This window comes from Streptomyces sp. H39-C1, from assembly GCF_027158125.1.
Classification (GTDB): Bacteria; Actinomycetota; Actinomycetes; order Streptomycetales; family Streptomycetaceae; genus Actinacidiphila; species Actinacidiphila fildesensis.
This window is the reverse complement of the sequence record NZ_JAPVLS010000074.1, coordinates 1-17,173: the sequence shown is the minus strand read 5'-3', so window position 1 is coordinate 17,173 and position 17,173 is coordinate 1. Positions and strand designations below refer to the sequence as shown.

15 protein-coding genes are annotated in these 17,173 nt (G+C 71.4%); 7 read left to right on the top strand and 8 right to left on the bottom strand.

Going from position 1 to position 17,173, the window contains the following annotated elements; all coding sequences use genetic code 11:
* Nucleotides 1–40: 40 nt before the first annotated feature.
* Nucleotides 41–1,159 (top strand): phosphoserine transaminase, encoded by a 1,119-nt coding sequence (serC, locus tag O3W51_RS35520; RefSeq protein WP_138353507.1) that lies wholly within the window; start codon nucleotides 41–43, stop codon nucleotides 1,157–1,159.
* 57 nt (nucleotides 1,160–1,216) lie between these two features.
* On the opposite strand, the gene O3W51_RS35515 is transcribed toward serC, so the two are convergent.
* Nucleotides 1,217–2,245 (bottom strand): hypothetical protein, encoded by a 1,029-nt coding sequence (locus O3W51_RS35515; RefSeq protein WP_138353506.1) that lies wholly within the window; start codon nucleotides 2,243–2,245, stop codon nucleotides 1,217–1,219.
* A 94-nt stretch (nucleotides 2,246–2,339) separates the two neighbouring features.
* Between O3W51_RS35515 and O3W51_RS35510 the strand changes: the two genes are divergently transcribed.
* Together O3W51_RS35510 and O3W51_RS35505 are read left to right on the top strand one after the other, a co-directional pair.
* Complete coding sequence (locus O3W51_RS35510) at nucleotides 2,340–3,011, top strand: GDSL-type esterase/lipase family protein (protein WP_232485338.1); 672 nt, start codon at nucleotides 2,340–2,342, stop codon at nucleotides 3,009–3,011.
* 83 nt (nucleotides 3,012–3,094) lie between these two features.
* Nucleotides 3,095–4,090, top strand: coding sequence for an aldo/keto reductase (locus tag O3W51_RS35505; protein ID WP_138353504.1), 996 nt, complete (start codon nucleotides 3,095–3,097; stop codon nucleotides 4,088–4,090).
* 189 nt (nucleotides 4,091–4,279) lie between these two features.
* Here O3W51_RS35505 and thpR read toward each other — a convergent pair whose 3' ends face one another.
* The 3 genes from thpR to O3W51_RS35490 form a co-directional block, all read right to left on the bottom strand.
* Nucleotides 4,280–4,825, bottom strand: coding sequence for an RNA 2',3'-cyclic phosphodiesterase (gene thpR / locus O3W51_RS35500; RefSeq protein WP_138353503.1), 546 nt, complete (start codon nucleotides 4,823–4,825; stop codon nucleotides 4,280–4,282).
* Between the two features lie 10 nt (nucleotides 4,826–4,835).
* On the bottom strand, nucleotides 4,836–6,185 hold the full coding sequence (locus O3W51_RS35495; protein WP_269288358.1) for an MFS transporter: 1,350 nt from the start codon (nucleotides 6,183–6,185) through the stop codon (nucleotides 4,836–4,838).
* A gap of 132 nt (nucleotides 6,186–6,317) precedes the next feature.
* A complete protein-coding gene (locus O3W51_RS35490) occupies nucleotides 6,318–6,758 on the bottom strand; it encodes a MarR family winged helix-turn-helix transcriptional regulator (RefSeq protein ID WP_138353501.1) in 441 nt (146 codons plus the stop codon).
* Between the two features lie 101 nt (nucleotides 6,759–6,859).
* Between O3W51_RS35490 and O3W51_RS35485 the strand changes: the two genes are divergently transcribed.
* Nucleotides 6,860–7,048 (top strand): ribbon-helix-helix protein, CopG family, encoded by a 189-nt coding sequence (locus O3W51_RS35485; RefSeq protein ID WP_138353500.1) that lies wholly within the window; start codon nucleotides 6,860–6,862, stop codon nucleotides 7,046–7,048.
* 71 nt (nucleotides 7,049–7,119) lie between these two features.
* Here O3W51_RS35485 and O3W51_RS35480 read toward each other — a convergent pair whose 3' ends face one another.
* Nucleotides 7,120–8,574, bottom strand: coding sequence for an NCS2 family permease (locus O3W51_RS35480; protein WP_198357804.1), 1,455 nt, complete (start codon nucleotides 8,572–8,574; stop codon nucleotides 7,120–7,122).
* Between the two features lie 163 nt (nucleotides 8,575–8,737).
* Between O3W51_RS35480 and O3W51_RS35475 the strand changes: the two genes are divergently transcribed.
* Both O3W51_RS35475 and O3W51_RS35470 read left to right on the top strand, forming a co-directional pair.
* Nucleotides 8,738–9,022 carry a DUF2530 domain-containing protein gene (locus O3W51_RS35475; RefSeq protein WP_138353498.1) on the top strand — a complete coding sequence of 95 codons (285 nt, stop codon included), beginning with the start codon at nucleotides 8,738–8,740 and terminating at the stop codon, nucleotides 9,020–9,022.
* 86 nt (nucleotides 9,023–9,108) lie between these two features.
* Complete coding sequence (locus tag O3W51_RS35470; protein WP_269288355.1) at nucleotides 9,109–11,502, top strand: HAD-IC family P-type ATPase; 2,394 nt, start codon at nucleotides 9,109–9,111, stop codon at nucleotides 11,500–11,502.
* A 48-nt stretch (nucleotides 11,503–11,550) separates the two neighbouring features.
* Here O3W51_RS35470 and O3W51_RS35465 read toward each other — a convergent pair whose 3' ends face one another.
* Nucleotides 11,551–11,718 (bottom strand): hypothetical protein, encoded by a 168-nt coding sequence (locus O3W51_RS35465; RefSeq protein ID WP_164295951.1) that lies wholly within the window; start codon nucleotides 11,716–11,718, stop codon nucleotides 11,551–11,553.
* 62 nt (nucleotides 11,719–11,780) lie between these two features.
* Nucleotides 11,781–13,211, bottom strand: a complete 1,431-nt coding sequence (locus O3W51_RS35460) for an MFS transporter (RefSeq protein ID WP_269288353.1) — start codon at nucleotides 13,209–13,211, stop codon at nucleotides 11,781–11,783.
* A gap of 120 nt (nucleotides 13,212–13,331) precedes the next feature.
* On the opposite strand from O3W51_RS35460, the gene O3W51_RS35455 reads away from it, so the two are divergent.
* Complete coding sequence (locus O3W51_RS35455; protein WP_138353495.1) at nucleotides 13,332–13,796, top strand: MarR family winged helix-turn-helix transcriptional regulator; 465 nt, start codon at nucleotides 13,332–13,334, stop codon at nucleotides 13,794–13,796.
* A 22-nt stretch (nucleotides 13,797–13,818) separates the two neighbouring features.
* Here O3W51_RS35455 and O3W51_RS35450 read toward each other — a convergent pair whose 3' ends face one another.
* On the bottom strand, nucleotides 13,819–16,995 hold the full coding sequence (locus O3W51_RS35450; RefSeq protein ID WP_269288352.1) for a sacsin N-terminal ATP-binding-like domain-containing protein: 3,177 nt from the start codon (nucleotides 16,993–16,995) through the stop codon (nucleotides 13,819–13,821).
* Nucleotides 16,996–17,173: the final 178 nt, after the last annotated feature.

Below are 17,173 nucleotides of genomic sequence, written 5' to 3'. Positions count from 1 at the left end.
CAGTAGCGGGACCGGGTTCAGGACGGATTACGCTTCGCCCGTGGCTGATATCCAGATTCCCGCTGACATCAAGCCCGCCGACGGCCGTTTCGGCGCGGGCCCCTCCAAGGTACGGACGGAGGCGGTCGAAGCGCTGGCCGCGACCGGCACGTCCCTGCTCGGCACCTCTCACCGGCAGGCTCCGGTGAAGAACCTGGTGGGCCAGGTCCGTGAAGGTGTCCGGCAGCTGTTCTCCCTGCCCGAGGGCTATGAGGTAGTGCTCGGCAACGGCGGGTCCACCGCGTTCTGGGACATCGCCACCCATGGTCTGATCCGGCAGAAGTCCCAGCATTTGTCGTTCGGCGAGTTCTCCTCCAAGTTCGCGACCGCGGCCAAGCTCGCGCCGTGGCTGGACGACCCGTCGGTCGTCAAGTCCGACCCGGGTACCCACCCGGTGCCGGTCGCCGAGGCCGGTGTGGACGTGTACGCGTTCACGCACAACGAGACCTCGACGGGTGTCGCCGCACCCATCAAGCGCGTACAGGGCGCCGACGCCGGTTCACTCGTCCTGGTGGACGCCACCTCCGGTGCGGGCGGCCTGCCGGTCGACATCACCGAGACGGACGTCTACTACTTCGCCCCGCAGAAGTCCTTCGCGGCGGACGGCGGCCTGTGGCTGGCCGCGTTCTCCCCGGCCGCGCTGGAACGCGCCGCCGAGATCGCCGCGTCCGGCCGGCACATCCCCGCGTTCTTCGACCTGCCGACCGCGATCGACAACTCGACGAAGAACCAGACGTACAACACCCCGGCGCTGTCCACGCTCTTCCTGCTCGCCAACCAGCTCGACTGGATCAACGGCCAGGGCGGCCTGGACTGGGCGGTCGCCCGCACCGCGGACTCCTCGTCGCGGCTGTACGGCTGGGCCGAGAAGTCGTCGTACGCGACGCCGTTCGTGGCCGACCCGGAGCAGCGCTCGCAGGTCATCGGCACCATCGACTTCGACGACGCGATCGACGCCACCCAGATCTCGAAGGCGCTGCGCGCCAACGGCATCGTGGACACCGAGCCGTACCGCAAGCTGGGCCGCAACCAGCTGCGGGTCGCGATGTTCCCGGCGGTCGACCCGGCCGACGTCGAGGCGCTGACGGTCTGCATCGACTACGTCATCGACAAGCTGTAACCGCACCCGCGACGCACGACTGACGAGGGGTCCGGCCGGTGACGGCCGGGCCCCTCGTCAGTCGGGACGGCGGCGAAGGATCCGGCGCAGGCCGGTGGCCGCGACGAAGATCGCGGCGAGCACCGCGAAACCGACGACGGTCACACTGTGGCCGGACGAGCCGTCCTTGGCGGCGTCCGCGGCCGGTCCCTTGCCGCCCGGCCGGCCCGTGCCGGCGGATCCGGTGGCGTCCGGGGCCACGGAGTCCGGCAGGTCCTCGCCGTTGAGCGGCGCCCGCCAGACCTCGCTGTTCTTCCCCTCGCTGCCGTACATCAGCGCTCGGCCGTCCGGGGTGAAGGCCACCGACTCGCCCTGCCGCTGCATCGGCACATCGAGGCTGCCGATCTTCGTCGGGGCGTCGCCGGACCACCGCCAGGCGGTCGCCCAGAAGTAGCCGCGCAGCACCAGCCGGGTGCCGTCGGGCGAGAACGAACCGTCGGTCACCCAGGGCACCTCGGCGATCTTCCGGAAGACGTTCACCCCCTTCGGGCTGAGCTTCTTCGGGCCCGCGTACAGGGCGCCGCCGTCCTCGTTCTTGCTGGCGATGTAGACCCGGCCGGTCTTGGGGTGCACCATCAGCGCCTCCGCGTTCCGCGGGCCGCCCTCGTACTGGACCGTGTAGCGGATGACGTCCACCGTCGTGTTCCCCAGCTGCTTGGGCTCGGCGAACCGGTAGATCCACACATGCGGCCAGGTCCCGCCGAGGTTGTCGCCGATGTCGCCGACGTAGATGTCGCCGTCCGGGCCGATGGAGATCGCCTCCACGTCACGGGGGTCGATGCCGCGCATCGTGACCCTGGCGACGGTCCTGCCGGTCGCGGAGTCCACCGCGTAGACGTACGGGCCGTCGTCGCTGTCGTTGTGGGTCCAGTACACGCCCTTGTGGAGGTGGCTGGCGGCCAGTCCGCTGGACTCGGTGATCCGGGGGTCGCTGATGGTGAACGCGACGGCGGGCCCGCCGTCGGCGACGGCCCCCGGCACCGGTCCGAGAACGGCGAACGCCGCGGCGGCGACTGAGGCGGCGAGGGCGATGCGGGAGCGCGGCATGCCCCCAGCCTGCCATCCCGTCATGTGTCGGGCTTCACGCCGCCGGGCATCGCGGCCGGGGCCGGGTATCCGCGATGATCTCAGCGTGCGTTATATGTTCGTCGGCGATTCCATGACCATCGGCAGCGCGGGCGACTTCACCTGGCGTTACCGCATGTGGCAGCACCTGTGCTCGCTCGGCGAGCCGTTCACGGTGGTCGGCCCGCGCACCGCGCTGCACGACAAGGAGCGCGGCGAGCCCGTCTCGCACGCGTACGCCGACCCGGCCTTCCCGGCGGACGCCCGGCGGCATCTGGCCGGCTGGGGTGAGGGCTGGCTGCACATGGCGCCGCTGATCGGGGACGCGGTGCGCGCGCACCGTCCCGATCTCCTGCTGATCTCGCTCGGTCTGATCGATCTCGGCTTCTACACGACCGCCGAGCAGACCGCGGAGAACCTGCGGAGCTTCGTCGGCGAGGCACGGTCCGCCAATCCGCGGATCCGCATGGTGCTGCTGCCGGTGATACCCAACATCCGGGCCGACCACGATCTCCCCTTCGCCGAGCAGTGCCGGGACCTCAACGTCCGGATGGCCAAGGCCGTCGCCGATCTGGACACCGGCGCCTCTCCCCTGCTGCTCGCGTCCCGGCCGGACGGCTACGAACTGTTCACCGACACCTACGACGGCACGCACCCCGGTCCCTCCGGCGAACACCGCCTCGCGGCCGCGTTCGCCGACGCGATGCACCAGGCCTGGGGGGTCGGCGGACCGTATGCGGGCCGATAGGCGCGGCGCCCCCTGACACGCCCGTCCCAGCGGGCGGCCACCCCCTTGCTTCGAGCGCACTCGAAGAGCTTGGCTTAGGGGTCATGGAGTACACGCAGCTCGGACGCACGGGTCTCAAAGTCAGCCGCCTGGTGCTCGGCACCATGAACTTCGGTCCCCAGACCGATGAGAACGACAGTCACGCGATCATGGACTCCGCGCTCGGCGCGGGCGTCAACTTCTTCGACACCGCCAATGTGTACGGGTGGGGCGAGAACAAGGGCCGCACCGAGGAGATCGTCGGGTCCTGGTTCGCCAAGGGAGGCGGGCGCCGCGAGAAGACCGTTCTCGCGACGAAGGTCTACGGCAACATGGCCGCCGAGGGTGACGCCTGGCCGAACGCCGACCGGCTCTCCGCCCTCAACATCCGCCGTGCCGCCGACGCGAGCCTGAAGCGGCTCGGTACGGACTACATCGACCTCTACCAGTTCCACCACATCGACCGGAACACGCCCTGGGACGAGATCTGGCAGGCCGTCGACGTCCTCGTGCAGCAGGGCAAGATCCTGTACGCCGGTTCGTCGAACTTCGCCGGCTGGAACATCGCGCAGGCCAACGAGGCGGCCGCCCGTCGCGGTTCGCTGGGCCTGACCAGCGAACAGTGCCTGTACAACCTGGCCGAGCGGCGTGCCGAGATGGAGGTCATCCCGGCGGCGCAGGCGTACGGCCTCGGGGTCATCCCGTGGTCGCCGCTGCACGGCGGGCTGCTCGGCGGGGCGCTCCGCAAGGAGCGCGAGGGCGGCGGCGCGCGCTCGACGTCCGGCCGCAGCGCGGACGCGCTCAAGAGCGCGGCGCAGCGCGACCAGATCCAGGCGTACGAGGACCTGTGCGACAAGCACGACCTGGCGCCCGGTGATGTCGGTCTGGCGTGGCTGCTGACCCGGCCCGGGGTGACCGGGCCGATCGTCGGCCCGCGGACGCAGGCGCAGCTGGACTCGGCGCTCAACGCGGTCGAGCTGAAGCTGTCGGAGGAGTTCCTGTCCGCACTGGACGAGGTCTTCCCCGGCCCGGGGCCGTCCCCGGAAGCCTTCGCCTGGTAGGACCCGGCCAGGCCGGGTCCCGGTGAGAACCGGGGCCCGGCGGGCGGGGCCGGTGGCCGCGGGCGGGCGCGACGGCCTCTCAGCGCAGCAGTGCGCCCGCGACCACCACGACGAGCATCAGGACGAGGGCGGCGGTCACTACACGGGTTCGGGTCTTGGGGTCCACGTGTCGAGGTTAACCGGCCGGGGTCACCGGCCCAGCGGCCAGGTCGCCACCGTCTCGTAGTGGGCGTCCGGCGCCGGGTGGCTGCGCACCAGCGCGAGGGTGTCCGCGGACCACGGCGTACCCAGGAAACCGTCGAGCGCGGCGGCGTACGGGCCGAGGGCCACGCCGCCGCGGCTGCGGGCCAGCGTGAGGTGCGGGGTGTACGCGTGCTCCTGCGCCGGATCGACGCCGGCCTGCCGGGCGGCGCTCTGGACGGAGTCCGCCAGTTCCGCGAGCCGGCCGGTGTCGCCCGCGGCGCCCGCCCACAGCGCCCGCTCGCCGAACCGGCCGCCGCCGGACAGCTGCAGTTCGCAGGGCGCGTACCGCCGCGCGACGGCGGCGAGGCCGTCCCGCAGCGCGGGGAGCGTCCCGTCGGCGACCTCGCCGAGGAAGGCGAGCGTGAAGTGCCATCCGGCGCGTTCGGTCCAGCGCAGCCGGCCGGCTCCGGGGAGCCGGTGGAGCGGGGAGACGGCCAGATCGAGTTCGTCCGCCACCCCGGAGGGCGGCAGGACCGCGGCGAACAGTCTCATGCCGACGGCCTCACGCGGCCGTCACCAGTGGGGCGGCCGCGCCCTCACGGGGCACGAACTCGATCAGCCGGTGGTCTTGTCCCCGGTGCAGGTCCACCTTGAGCCGCAGCCCGCCGACCCGGGCCAGCACCAGGCCGACACCGACCGCCGCGAGCGCCGCGACGAGGCCGCCGGACAGGAACCCGACGCGGGCCCCGTAGGTGTCCGTCACCCAGCCGACGACCGGGCCGCCTATGGGGGTGCCACCGACGAAGACCATCATGTACAGGCTCATGACGCGGCCCCGCATGGCGGGGTCGGAGGCGAGCTGCACCGAGGCGTTGGCCGAGGTGTTGAACGTCATCCCGAAGACGCCGATCGGCAGCAGCAGGAGCGCGAACATCCAGAAGGACGGCGCCACCGCGGCCACCACCTCCAGCGCCCCGAAGGCGAACGCGGCGGCCACCAGCAGCCGCAGCCGGGTCCGTCCGCGGCGGGCCGCGAGCAGCGCGCCGCCGAGCGAGCCCAGCGCGATGATGGTGTTCAGCAGCCCGTAGGTGCTCGCACCGGAGTGGTAGACGTGGTTGACGAAGCCGGTGAGGATGATCGGGAAGTTGAAGCCGAAGGTCCCGATGAACCCGACCAGCACGATCGGCCAGATCAGCTCCGGGCGCCCGGCGACGTAGTGCAGGCCCTCCCGCAGCTGGCCCTTGCCGCGCGGCACCCGCTCGACCTTGTGCAGCTCGGCGGTGCGCATCATCAGCAGGCCGGCGAGCGGGGCGAGGAACGACAGCCCGTTGAGCAGGAATGCCCAGCCGCTGCCGACCGCGGTGATCAGGACACCGGCGACGGCGGGGCCGATCAGCCGGGCGGCCTGGAAGTTCGCGGAGTTCAGCGAGACCGCGTTGCGGATCTCGCCGGGGCCGACCATCTCGACCACGAAGGTCTGCCGGGCCGGGTTGTCGACGACGGTCACCATGCCGAGGGCGAAGGCGATGACGTACACGTGCCAGACCTGGACGTGCCCGCTGAGCGTCAGTGCGGCGAGCAGCAGCCCGAGCCCGCCGAGCGCGGCCTGGGTGCACAGCAGGATCTGCCGCTTGGGGTAACGGTCGGCGATGACACCGCCGAACAGGCCGAAGAGCAGCATCGGCAGGAACTGCAGCGCGGTGGTGATACCCACCGCGAAAGAAGAACCGGTGATGCTGAGCACCAGCCAGTCCTGGGCGATCCGCGACATCCAGGTGCCGGTGTTGGACACCACGGCGCCGGTCGCGAAGAGCCGGTAGTTACGAACCTTGAGCGAGCTGAACATGCCGCGCTTCGTGGTCGTATCGGGTTCTTGTCCGGGTGCGGTGTCTGAGCCGGCTGCCGAACTCAATCTAGGTTCGCCTCCCCTGTGTGGCGTTGCGCTTCACTTCTGGTTGTTCCACGTTCTTCTGCACCCGCCGTCCGCCGGTCGGGTATCACTACATCTCGGGTGTCACTGCTTCTCGGAACGTCTCGGGTGTCACTACAGCTGCGCGAGCTTCTCCAGGACCGGCGCGGCGGCACGCAGCACGGCGCGCTCGTCGTCGCTCAGCCCCTCCGTGAGCTGCGCCAGCCACACGTTGCGCTTGCGGCGGCTCTCCTCGAGCATCGCCTCGGCCTGCTCCGTCTGGCTGACGACCACCTGGCGGCGGTCGTCGGGGTGCGGGTCCCGGCGGACGAGGTCCTTGGCCTCCAGCATCGCGACGATGCGCGTCATGGAGGGCGGCTGGACGTGCTCCTTGCGGGCCAGCTCCCCGGGTGTGGCGGAGCCGCAGCGGGCGAGGGTACCCAGCACGGACATCTCGGTCGGGCTGAGCGACTCGTCCACCCGCTGGTGGCGCAGTCGCCGCGACAGTCGCATCACTGCGGAGCGCAGAGAGTTCACTGCGGCGCGGTCGTCCTCGGACAGTTCGGTCACATTCATTAGCGTAGCTCATTACCTAGGCTAAGTAAACCTCACCCATATGAGTGAGTTAGCGCCCGAAAACGACACCTGGAACCACCCCCGGCGGGGACCTTTGGCATATGGCATCGAGAGTGCTCAGCCTGCGTATAGACGCCGACCTGCTGGATCGGCTCCGTGACCACGCCGCCAAATGCGGAACGAGCGTCCAGGACTACGTGGTCCGGACGCTCGTTCGCGACGACTTCGACGAGCGGTTCAAGACCGCCGTCGACGAGACGGAGCGGTTCTACGCCGCTCCGCCGGGGTGAGTGGCACCCCGACACCATCCCGACACCACCCCGACAACACCGGGGCGGTCAGGCCGGGCCCAGGCCGGGCCTCAGGTCAGGCCGAGGGCCGGCATCAGGTAGTAGAAGCCGAAGACCGCCGCGACCACGTACAGGGCCACCGGCACCTCACGGCCGCGCCCCGCGGCCAGCCGCAGCAGGCAGAAGCTGACGAAGCCGATGCCGATGCCGTTGGTGATGGAGTACGTGAACGGCATCATCACCATCGTCAGGAACGCCGGGACGGCGATCGTGAAGTCGTCCCAGTCGATGTCCCGGACGCTGTTCGCCAGGATCAGGAAGCCGACCGCGATCAGCGCGGGAGTGGCGGCCTGGGCCGGGACCATCGTGGCGAGCGGGGTGAAGAACAGCGCGAGCACGAACATCAGCCCGGTGACGATGCTGGCGAGGCCGGTCCTGGCACCCTCGCCGACACCGGCCGTGGACTCCACGAAGCAGGTGTTGGCGGAGCTGGAGGTGGCGCCGCCGAGGGCGGTGGCGATGCCGTCGACCATCAGCACCTTGTTCATGCCGGGCAGGTCGCCCTTCTCGTCCAGCAGGTGCGCCTCGTCGCTGACGCCGAGGATCGTGCCCATCGCGTCGAAGAAGCAGGACAGCAGCACGGTGAAGACGAACAGCACCCCGGTCAGTATCCCGACCTCGCCGAAGCCGCCGAAGAGGCTGACGTTGCCGATGAGTCCGAAGTCCGGGCCGGCCACCGGGTTGCCGGGCCACTCGGGGACGGTCAGCCCCCAGGCCATGCCGGGGATGTCCGCGACCGCGTCGATGATCAGGGCCAGCACCGTCATCGCGACGATGCTGATCAGGATCGCGCCCGGCACCCTGCGGATGATCAGGGCCAGCGTGAGCAGCACGCCCAGGATGAAGACCAGCACCGGCCAGCCGTTGAGGTGGCCGTCCGAGCCCAGCTGCAGCGGGACGGTGGTGTGCGCGGCGTCCGGGATTCGGGTGACGAAGCCCGAGTCGACGAGGCCGATCAGCATGATGAACAGGCCGATGCCGATCGCGATGCCCTTGCGCAGCCCCAGCGGTACCGCGCTCATCACCCGCTCGCGCAGCCCGGTGGCGACCAGCAGCATGATCGCGAAACCGGCCAGGACGACCATGCCCATCGCGTCGGGCCAGCTCATCCTGGGTGCGAGCTGCAGGGCGACGACGGTGTTCACACCGAGGCCGGCCGCGAGCGCGATCGGCACATTCCCGATGACGCCCATCAGGAGGGTGGTGAAGGCGGCGGTCAGCACGGTGGCGGTGACCAGCTGGCCACCGTCCAGGTGGTGGCCGTACTTGTCCACGCCGGAACTGAGGATGATCGGGTTCAGCACGATGATGTAGGCCATCGCGAAGAAGGTGGCGAGCCCGCCCCGGACCTCGCGGGAGACCGACGATCCCCGCTCGGAGATCCGGAAGAAGCGGTCGAGGCCGTTCTTGGGCGGTGCGGGTGACGGGTTCTTGGCGTCGACCGAGGCGGTGGCCGAGGGGGACATGTAGGTCCTCTATTTGTGCGTTCGTACGACTGAAACCAGTCACCGGGGGACCGCTTCAGTATGAACAAACGAGTGATCGAGCGCTATCTCCGCGCGTAGACCCTTGCGGCGACCGGCCGCACCCCACCATGGGGCACCTGCCGGCACCACGTACCCTGACCGCATGAGCAAGTGGAAAGCCACGCACGAGACACCCGAGCCGCTGGAAGCGAACGACATCGCGACCGTCCTCGTCGGCACGGTCGTCTGGTTCGTGCTCTTCATCGGGCAGCTCCCCTTCTACGGCTGGTACGCCGACCACGGCCACGCCTGGTGGATCTGGACCTGCCTCGCCGGCAGCCTGCTCGGCCTCTTCGGCCTCTGGTACGTCCGGAGGCGCAACGCGGCCCTGCAGCGGGAAGCCGCACAGCGCGAAGCCCGGCAGGACGGCCGGAACGTCACCCCGTAGAACATCACCCCATACCCGTCCGAACGGTCACCCGGACCGCTCCGTCCGGCGGGTGAACCGGGCGAACCGCACGTAGCGTCGGTGCCATGACGGATCGCACGGACATCCAGGTCGTTGCCCGCAACGCCGGACTGACCAGCAGTGAGGTCGCCGAGCGGGTGGCCCGGGGCGAGGTGAACGACGTTCCGGTGCGGTCGTCGCGCTCCACCACCGAGATCGTCAAGGCCAACGTCTTCACCCGGTTCAACGCCATCATCGGCGTGCTCTTCCTCGTCATCCTCGTCGTCGGACCGATCCAGGACGGCCTCTTCGGCTTCGTCATCGTCGCCAACACGGCGATCGGCATCATCCAGGAGATGCGCGCCAAGAAGACCCTCGACAGCCTCGCCGTCATCGGCGAGGCCAAGCCCACCGTGCGCCGCGACGGCACGGCCGTCGAGATCCACACCTCCGCGATCGTGCTGGGCGACCTCATCGAGCTGGGCCCGGGCGACAAGGCCGTCGTCGATGGCGAGGTCGTCGAGGCCGAGGGGCTGGAGATCGACGAATCGCTGCTCACCGGTGAGGCCGACCCGGTGCTGAAGAAACCGGGCGACCCCGTCATGTCCGGCAGCTTCGTCGTCGCCGGCGGCGGCGCGTTCACCGCCACCAAGGTCGGCCGGGGGGCCTACGCCGCGCAGCTCGCCGAGGAGGCGTCCCGCTTCACCCTCGTCAACTCCGAACTGCGCAACGGCATCAGCGAGATCCTCAAGTACGTGACGTGGATGATGGTGCCGACCGCGATCGGCCTGATCATCAGCCAGCTCGTGCTCCAGAACCACGACTGGCGCGAGGCGGTGCGCCGTACGGTCGCCGGCATCGTGCCCATGGTCCCCGAGGGACTGGTGCTGCTGACCTCCGTCGCCTTCGCGATCGGCGTCATCCGGCTCGGCCGCAAGCAGTGCCTGGTGCAGGAACTCCCCGCCATCGAGGGCCTGGCGCGGGTCGACGTCGTCTGCCTCGACAAGACCGGCACCCTCACCGAGGGCGGGATGGACGTCACCGGGCTGCGGATGCTCGACGGCGCCACTGAGCCGTACGTCCAGCAGGTGCTCGGCGCGCTCGGCGGCTCCGACCCGCGGCCCAACGCCAGCCTTCAGGCGATCGTCGCCGCCTACCCGGTGACGGTGAAGGACGGGGCCGGAAGCGACGGCTGGCGGTGCACCGAGGCGCTGCCCTTTTCCTCCGCGCGCAAGTACAGCGGCGCCGCCTTCAACGAGCCCGACGGCGACAGCAGCACCTGGCTGCTCGGCGCGCCCGACATCCTGCTGCCCACCGGCCACACCGCCCTCGCCGACATCGACGAACTCAACAACCAGGGCCTGCGGGTGCTGCTGCTCGCGCGCACCGACCGCCGGCTCGACGATCCGGGCGTCGCCACGGACGTCGTCCCGCAGGCGCTGGTCATCCTGGAACAGCGGCTGCGCCCCGACGCCGCCGACACCCTGCGGTACTTCGAGGAACAGGGCGTCCACGCCAAGGTCATCTCCGGCGACAACGCGATCTCGGTCGGCGCGGTCGCCGGCAAGCTCGGGCTGCCCGGCGCGGAGCACCCGGTCGACGCCCGCCAACTGCCCACCGACCGGGACGCGATGGCGGACGTGCTGGAGAACGGCGCGGTCTTCGGCCGGGTCACCCCGCAGCAGAAGCGCGACATGGTCGCCGCGCTCCAGTCCCGGGGCCACAACGTCGCGATGACCGGCGACGGCGTCAATGACGTGCTCGCCCTCAAGGACGCCGACATCGGCGTCTCCATGGGCTCGGGATCCGAGGCGACCCGGGCCGTCGCGCAGATCGTGCTGCTCAACAACAGCTTCGCGACGCTGCCCTCGGTGGTCGCGGAGGGCCGCCGCGTCATCGGGAACATCACGCGGGTGGCGACGCTGTTCCTCACCAAGACCGTCTATTCGGTGCTGCTGGCGCTGCTGGTGGTCTTCTGGCAGGTGCCGTATCCGTTCCTGCCCCGCCATCTGACGCTGCTGTCCACCCTGACCATCGGTGTCCCGGCGTTCTTCCTGGCGCTCGCTCCCAACAAGGAGCGGGCCAAGCCGCACTTCGTACGACGGGTGATGCGGTACTCGGCGCCCGCGGGCGTCATCTGCGGGGTGGCGACGTTCGGCGAGTACCTGCTGGCCCGCCACCACTACACCGGTGACGGGGCGCTGGACGCCGAGACCAGCAACGCGACCCTCACCCTGTTCCTGATCTCCATGTGGGTGCTGGCCATCGTCGCCCGCCCCTACACGCTGTGGCGGGTCTGCCTGGTGCTGGCGATGGGCGCGGGCTTCCTGATCGTGCTGGTCACGCCCTGGCTGCAGAAGTTCTTCGCGCTCAAGCTGGTGGGTACGGAGGGTCCGTGGGTGGCGGTGGGGGTCGCTCTCGCGGCCGGGCTCGTTCTGGAACTGGTCTGGCGAACGCTCCGCGTCCACGACAGCGACTGACGACCCGCCGGGATACCGCGGACACCGGGAACACCCGGGATGCGGCGGTTACTTCACGAACTCGGCGGCGTTCTCCTCGGCCCACACCGCGAAGCTGCGCGCCGGGTGACCGGTCAGCTCCTCGACGGCGGTGGTGAGGTCGACGGGCTTGCCGTCGGTGGAGCGCCAGTAGTCGAGCAGGCCGTCGGCGTAGGCGGCGGGCACGTACTCCGCCATCTCCGCCTTCCAGGCCTCGGGGTGACGGCGTCGAACGTGAAGGGCCGGCCGGTGGTGCGGGATCAGTGGTGGTCGTCGGGCTGGGCGTTGCGCGGCATGAGCCACACGAGGCCGGTGCTGAGGAGCGCGACGCAGGCGACGACGATCAGGCTGTAGGTCATGGCGTGGGCCTCGTCGTCGGAGGCGAGGGTCTTGAAGTAGACCGTGGTGACGACGGCGGCGCCGATGGCGTTGGCGAGCTGCTGGACGGCGCTGAGGGAGCCGCTGGCGCTGCCGGCTTCCTTGGGGTCGATGTCACCGATGGTGACGTCGCAGATGGTGCCGAAGCAGGTGCCCATGCCGAGACCGATGATCAGGATCGGGGTGAGCAGCGACCAGGTGCCGAGGTCGGTGCCGTAGGCGTGGACGAGGGCGAGCAGCCAGCCGGTGCCGATCAGGGTGATCAGCAGGCCGATGAGGACGAGGTTGCGTCCGAGCTTGCCGACGAGCTGGTAGCAGGCGATGGAGGCGACGACGATGCCGGCGGCGACGGGGGCGAGGCCGAGCGCGGCGCGCATCGGGGAGTAGCCCAGACCGTTCTGCAGGAAGAGCGAGAGGACGAACAGCAGTCCGGCGTTGGCGGCGAAGAACACGATGCCGAGGATGAGGCCGGAGGTGAAGCCGCGGTTCTTGAGCAGCGACGGCTGGATGAGCGGGCTGGCGGCGGTGCGCTGGCGGTGGCAGAACAGGCCGAAGAAGACGAGGCCGGCGGCGAGCGAGGCGAACGGGACGAGGTTCCAGCCGTTGGAGGAGCCCTCGATCAGGCCGTAGAGCAGCCCGAGCATGGTGCCGGCGAGCAGGCCGGAGCCGATGCCGTCGACGGCGGTGGTGGAGTCGCCGGTGTCCTTCGGCAGGAGCTTGACGGCGGCGACGATCGCGAAGCCGCCGAGCAGGATGTTGATGAGGAACATGGAGCGCCAGCCGGCGCCGAACAGGTCGGCGTCGATGAGGAAGCCGGCGAGGATCGGGCCGCCGACGGCGGAGATGCCGAGGGTCGGACCGAAGGCGCTGAACGCCTTGCCGATCTGGTCACGCGGGAAGACGGCACCGAGGATGCCGAAGCCCTGCGGGATCAGCAGGGCGCCGAAGGCACCCTGGACGAGGCGGGCGACGATGATCGAGGCGGGACTGAAGGACAGTCCGCAGGCGATGGAGGCGACGGTGAAGCCGGTGAGGCCGACGAGGAAGACGCGGCGGCGGCCGAATTTGTCGCCGAGGCGTCCGCCGACGACGAGGAGCACACCGAGCGCGAGGGCGTAGGCGGCGCCGAGCCACTGGATGAGGGCGGCGCCCCCGTTCAGGTCCTTGCTGATGGTGGGTGCGGCGATGTTGGTGATCGTCGCGTCCAGGAGGTCCAGGACGTCGGCGATGAGGATGACGGCGAGGACGGCCCACCGCCGGTTCGGCGAGACGGCCTCGGCGGCCGTGGCAGGGGAAAGCGTGAGTGTGGACATGAGAGCTGGTCTTTCGGAGAGAAGGGCGCGGCCTGAGCCGCGTAGGATGCAACCGCGGCGATCAGATTGCGCCGCGCAGATGTTGCGTCACGCACATAAATCTGGAGCAAGAAGGACCCGATGTCAAGCCGAAAAGAATTGCTCGCCCGGATCGCCGACGAGAGCCAGCGCCACTACGCCGCCTGGACGGTCTTCAACCAGGCCATGGCCGACCACCTCGGCCTGCACCCCACCGACCTTCAGTGCCTGGGTCTGCTCGGCATGGAGCCGGAGCCGCTGAGCACCGGGCGGATCGCCAAACTGACCGGCCTCACGGCCGGCTCCGCGACCCGGCTCGTCGACCGTCTGGAGAAGGCCGGCCTGGTCGTCAGGACCGCCGACCCCGGCGACCGCAGGCGCGCGCTCGTCGCCCTCGCGCCGGAGGCGCTCACCAGGGTCGGGGAAGCCTGGGACGAGCCCGGCGAGGCCTTCACCGAGATCCTCGACGGGTACAGCGACCGCGAGCTCGACGTCATCGCCGACTTCCTGGGCCGCGCCACCGAAGTGGGGCGGGCCCAGGCGGCCAGACTCAGCTCAGGCCACTGACGGCCTGGTTCGGAGTCACTCCCTAGTCGAACCAGCGGGCGCGGGCCAGTTCCTCCGTGCGGGACGAGTCCTCCAGCAGCGCCGCGAGCTCGAAGCGGCGCTGCCACTGCCCCGCGGCCCACGCCAGCCCGGCCGCGACACCCTCGACGGTCGCGGCGTGCAGGACACCGTCGACGTAACGCCAGTCCAGCTCCGTGCCGCCCGCCACCACGAGCTCCTCGTGCTCGACGTACGACCGGGGAGCCGTCGGCAGCAGCTCGTGCACGGCCGCCGGGACCTCGTGGGTCTCCCCCTCGGAGACCACCGGCGCGTCGTACGCCTCGCTCAGCCGGCGGACCTGGAACAGCTCCGCCAGGTCCCCCGCCCGGTACGGCGGTACCGGCAGCAGCGGCTGCCCGGCGGCCAGCGGCAGCAGGTCCGGGGCGTCCGCGACCAGCGCGTCACCCGCGTCCACGACGCACACCTCGCCGTCGACGACGGCCCGCAGCTCGTCCGGCAGCGTCACCTGCTCCGGGTCGAGCGCGGCCAGCGCCGCGTACAGCCGCAGCAGCTGCGCGGAGGTCACCGGCCGGTCCGGGTCGGCCAGCCGCGCCAGCAGCTCGGCGCCGCCGCCCGGCTCGTCCAGCAGCGCCGACACCGTCGTCCGGACGCCCAGCGCGCGCAGCACCTGCTCGTCCACATCGACATCGGCCTCGTCGTACAGCCCCGCCAGCAGCGGATCGCCCCCGGCGGCCCGCAGACCGACCGGCCGGCGGCCGTCCAGCACGGGGTGGTCGCGCAGCCACCACGCCGAGTACGCACGCACCGACTCGGTCGTACCGTCCGGTAGCAGCACCCGTACGGGCGCGGTGATCGCGTCGCGCAGCGGCGGCCGGGACAGCATGGCCAGCGCCTGCGGCCACGCGTCGTCGTCGACCAGATCCAGATCCCGGACCGCGACGATCTCCGTGGCGACCGGCGGGACATCCGTCTCCGGCAGCCGGTCCAGCACGTCCTCGCACCACACGTCGACGGCGTCCAGCAGGCCGACGTCGTCCGGCTCTGCCCAGTCGCTCTCGCGCGGCTCCAGCTCGTCCGGATCCAGCACCACGTCAGCCGCCCGCACCAGCGCGAACGTCGCCAGCACGCCCACGGCCGTCAGCGGTTGCTCGCCCCAGCGGTCGGCCAGCTCCTGGTCCACGGGGGCGAGTTCGCCCTCCCGCAGCACCTGCTCCAGCGCGCTGCCCGGCAGCACCAGCTCGCCCGCCGGGGCCAGTTCGCCCTCGTCGTCGGGCAGCGCCAGCGCCCCCAGCCACGGCTCGTCGCCCGGCACGAGACCCGCCGCCTTCACCAGCCCGAGCACGACCTCCGCCAGCTCGTCGGCGTCCAGGCCGTCCTCGTCCCAGATCTCCCCCGAATCCAGCGAACCGGCGACGGCCGCCCGCACCTGCGGGGTCGTCAGCACGGCGTTCGGCGTCGCGGACAGCGCGCCCAGCTTCTCCAGCAGCGGATGCACCGCCTCGGGGTCGGCCACCTTCAGCCCCAGCCGGGCCAGCGGCGCGAGGTCCACCCCGCCGTCGGGCAGCGGCAGCAGCACCTGGCGCGGACCGACGACCGTCCGGCCGTCCGCCAACGGCACCGGCAGGCCCGTCAGCCGGTCCGGATCCGTCCCGGCCAGCGCGTCGTACAGCCGGCGCCACCAGACCGCCGGGCGCTCGGCGCCCGCCAGCCGGTCGATCGCGTCGGCCAGCGACAACCGCGCCACACCCAGCGCACGCAGCTCCGGGCGGCGCTCAAGACTCGCCGGCAGCAGCGTCGGGAACACCTCGGCGAGCACACTGACGGCCTCCGCCTGCGCACCCTCCACGACCTCGGCGTCCACCGGCCGCAGCGCCTCGCCCTCGACCACCGGACCGCCGACCCCGCCGTCCCACCGGCCCTCCGCCACCTCGGGCGCGTCGCCGCTCATCGGCACCGCCACCGCCCGCGGCAGGAACGCCGTACGGGGCAAACCGGCCAGCACCTGCCGGCGCAGCTCCGCGTCCAGCTCCCCCTTGCCGAGCGGCCCCGGCACCAGGTCCACGATGCCGGCCCCGACCGGCTGCCAGTCGCGCAGCAGCTCCACATAGGTCTCGGCCGCCCGCGCGACCAGAAAGTCCGTCAGCGGACCCGGCGCGGCGTGCCGCCGGCTCGGATCCATCGGGAACGACGCGATCAGCAGCGCCGGCAGGCCCAGCGGCTCGTCCGTCGGCGTCGGGGCGTGCACCACGCCCGCCGTACGCGGCCGGCCCGGCGAACCGTCCCCCTCCACCGGCACCGCCCAGGTCACCGACCACACCGGCCGCAACCGCTCCTCCACCGGCCGGTCCGCCAGCAGCCCCGCCTCCAGCGGACCCGCCGCCGACGCCACCCGCCACCGGGTCGCGGCACCCGCCGCGCTGTCCTCCACGAGGACCGTTCCGTCGTCCTGACGCTGCGTCAAAGTCCTTACGCCGTCCGGCGTGTCGATCACGACCTCGGACAGCCCTGGCAGCGTCAGCAGCAGCGCGTCGTCGATCCCCGCCAGCAGCCGCTCCGCCAGATCCTCCGCGGCACCGTCCCGCAGCGGCAGCACCACGACCGTGTCGTACCCGTCCGGCGCGGAACCCTCCGCCGGGAACGGCAGCCGCAGCAGCGGCACATGCCCGTCCCGGCGCCGCAGCTCGTCCGCGAGCCCCGGCGTCTCCGCCGCCAGCGCCCTGGCCTCCGCCAGCGACCACCGCACACCCCCGGAGCGCCCGACCACCGCCGGCTCGTCACTCACCGCCAGCACCGACGCGAACCCCACGCCGAACCGGCCGACGGTGGTCTCCGCGTCCTCCCGCTTCGCCGACGCCCGCAGCGTCGACAACGACTCCACCCCCGCGGCGTCCAGCGGCGCCCCGGTGTTCGCCGCCGCCAGCACGGCGGGGCTGTCGCCCTCCGCCGCGTGCAGCGTCAGCCGCAGGCTGCCCCGCACCCCGGCCCGCACCGCGGCGTCCGCCGCGTTCTGCGCCAGCTCGACGACGAGCCGGTCCCGGTAGCCGCCGAGCGCCAGGTCCTCCTCGGCGTTGGCGTCCTCCCTGAACCGCGCCGCCGACGCCGCCCACGCGTCCAGCACCCCGCGGCGCAGCCGCCCCGTCCCGAAACCATCCGCCGCCGCTGCCCCGCCGGATTCCCGTACCGCCGCTGCGCCGCTCACGTCGGTGTCTCCCTCGCCTCGCGTAATCCCCTGCCTGGGGAAGGTATCGCTTCATGCGCCTCCGGCGGACCTGGCGGGTACGTCAGCCCCTGCCGACGGGGCGGTGCGGGACGCGGGTCCCGCGACACCGCCACGCCTGCGGCGGGCCGCACCGCCTCCGGCGGGGGGTGCACGTACG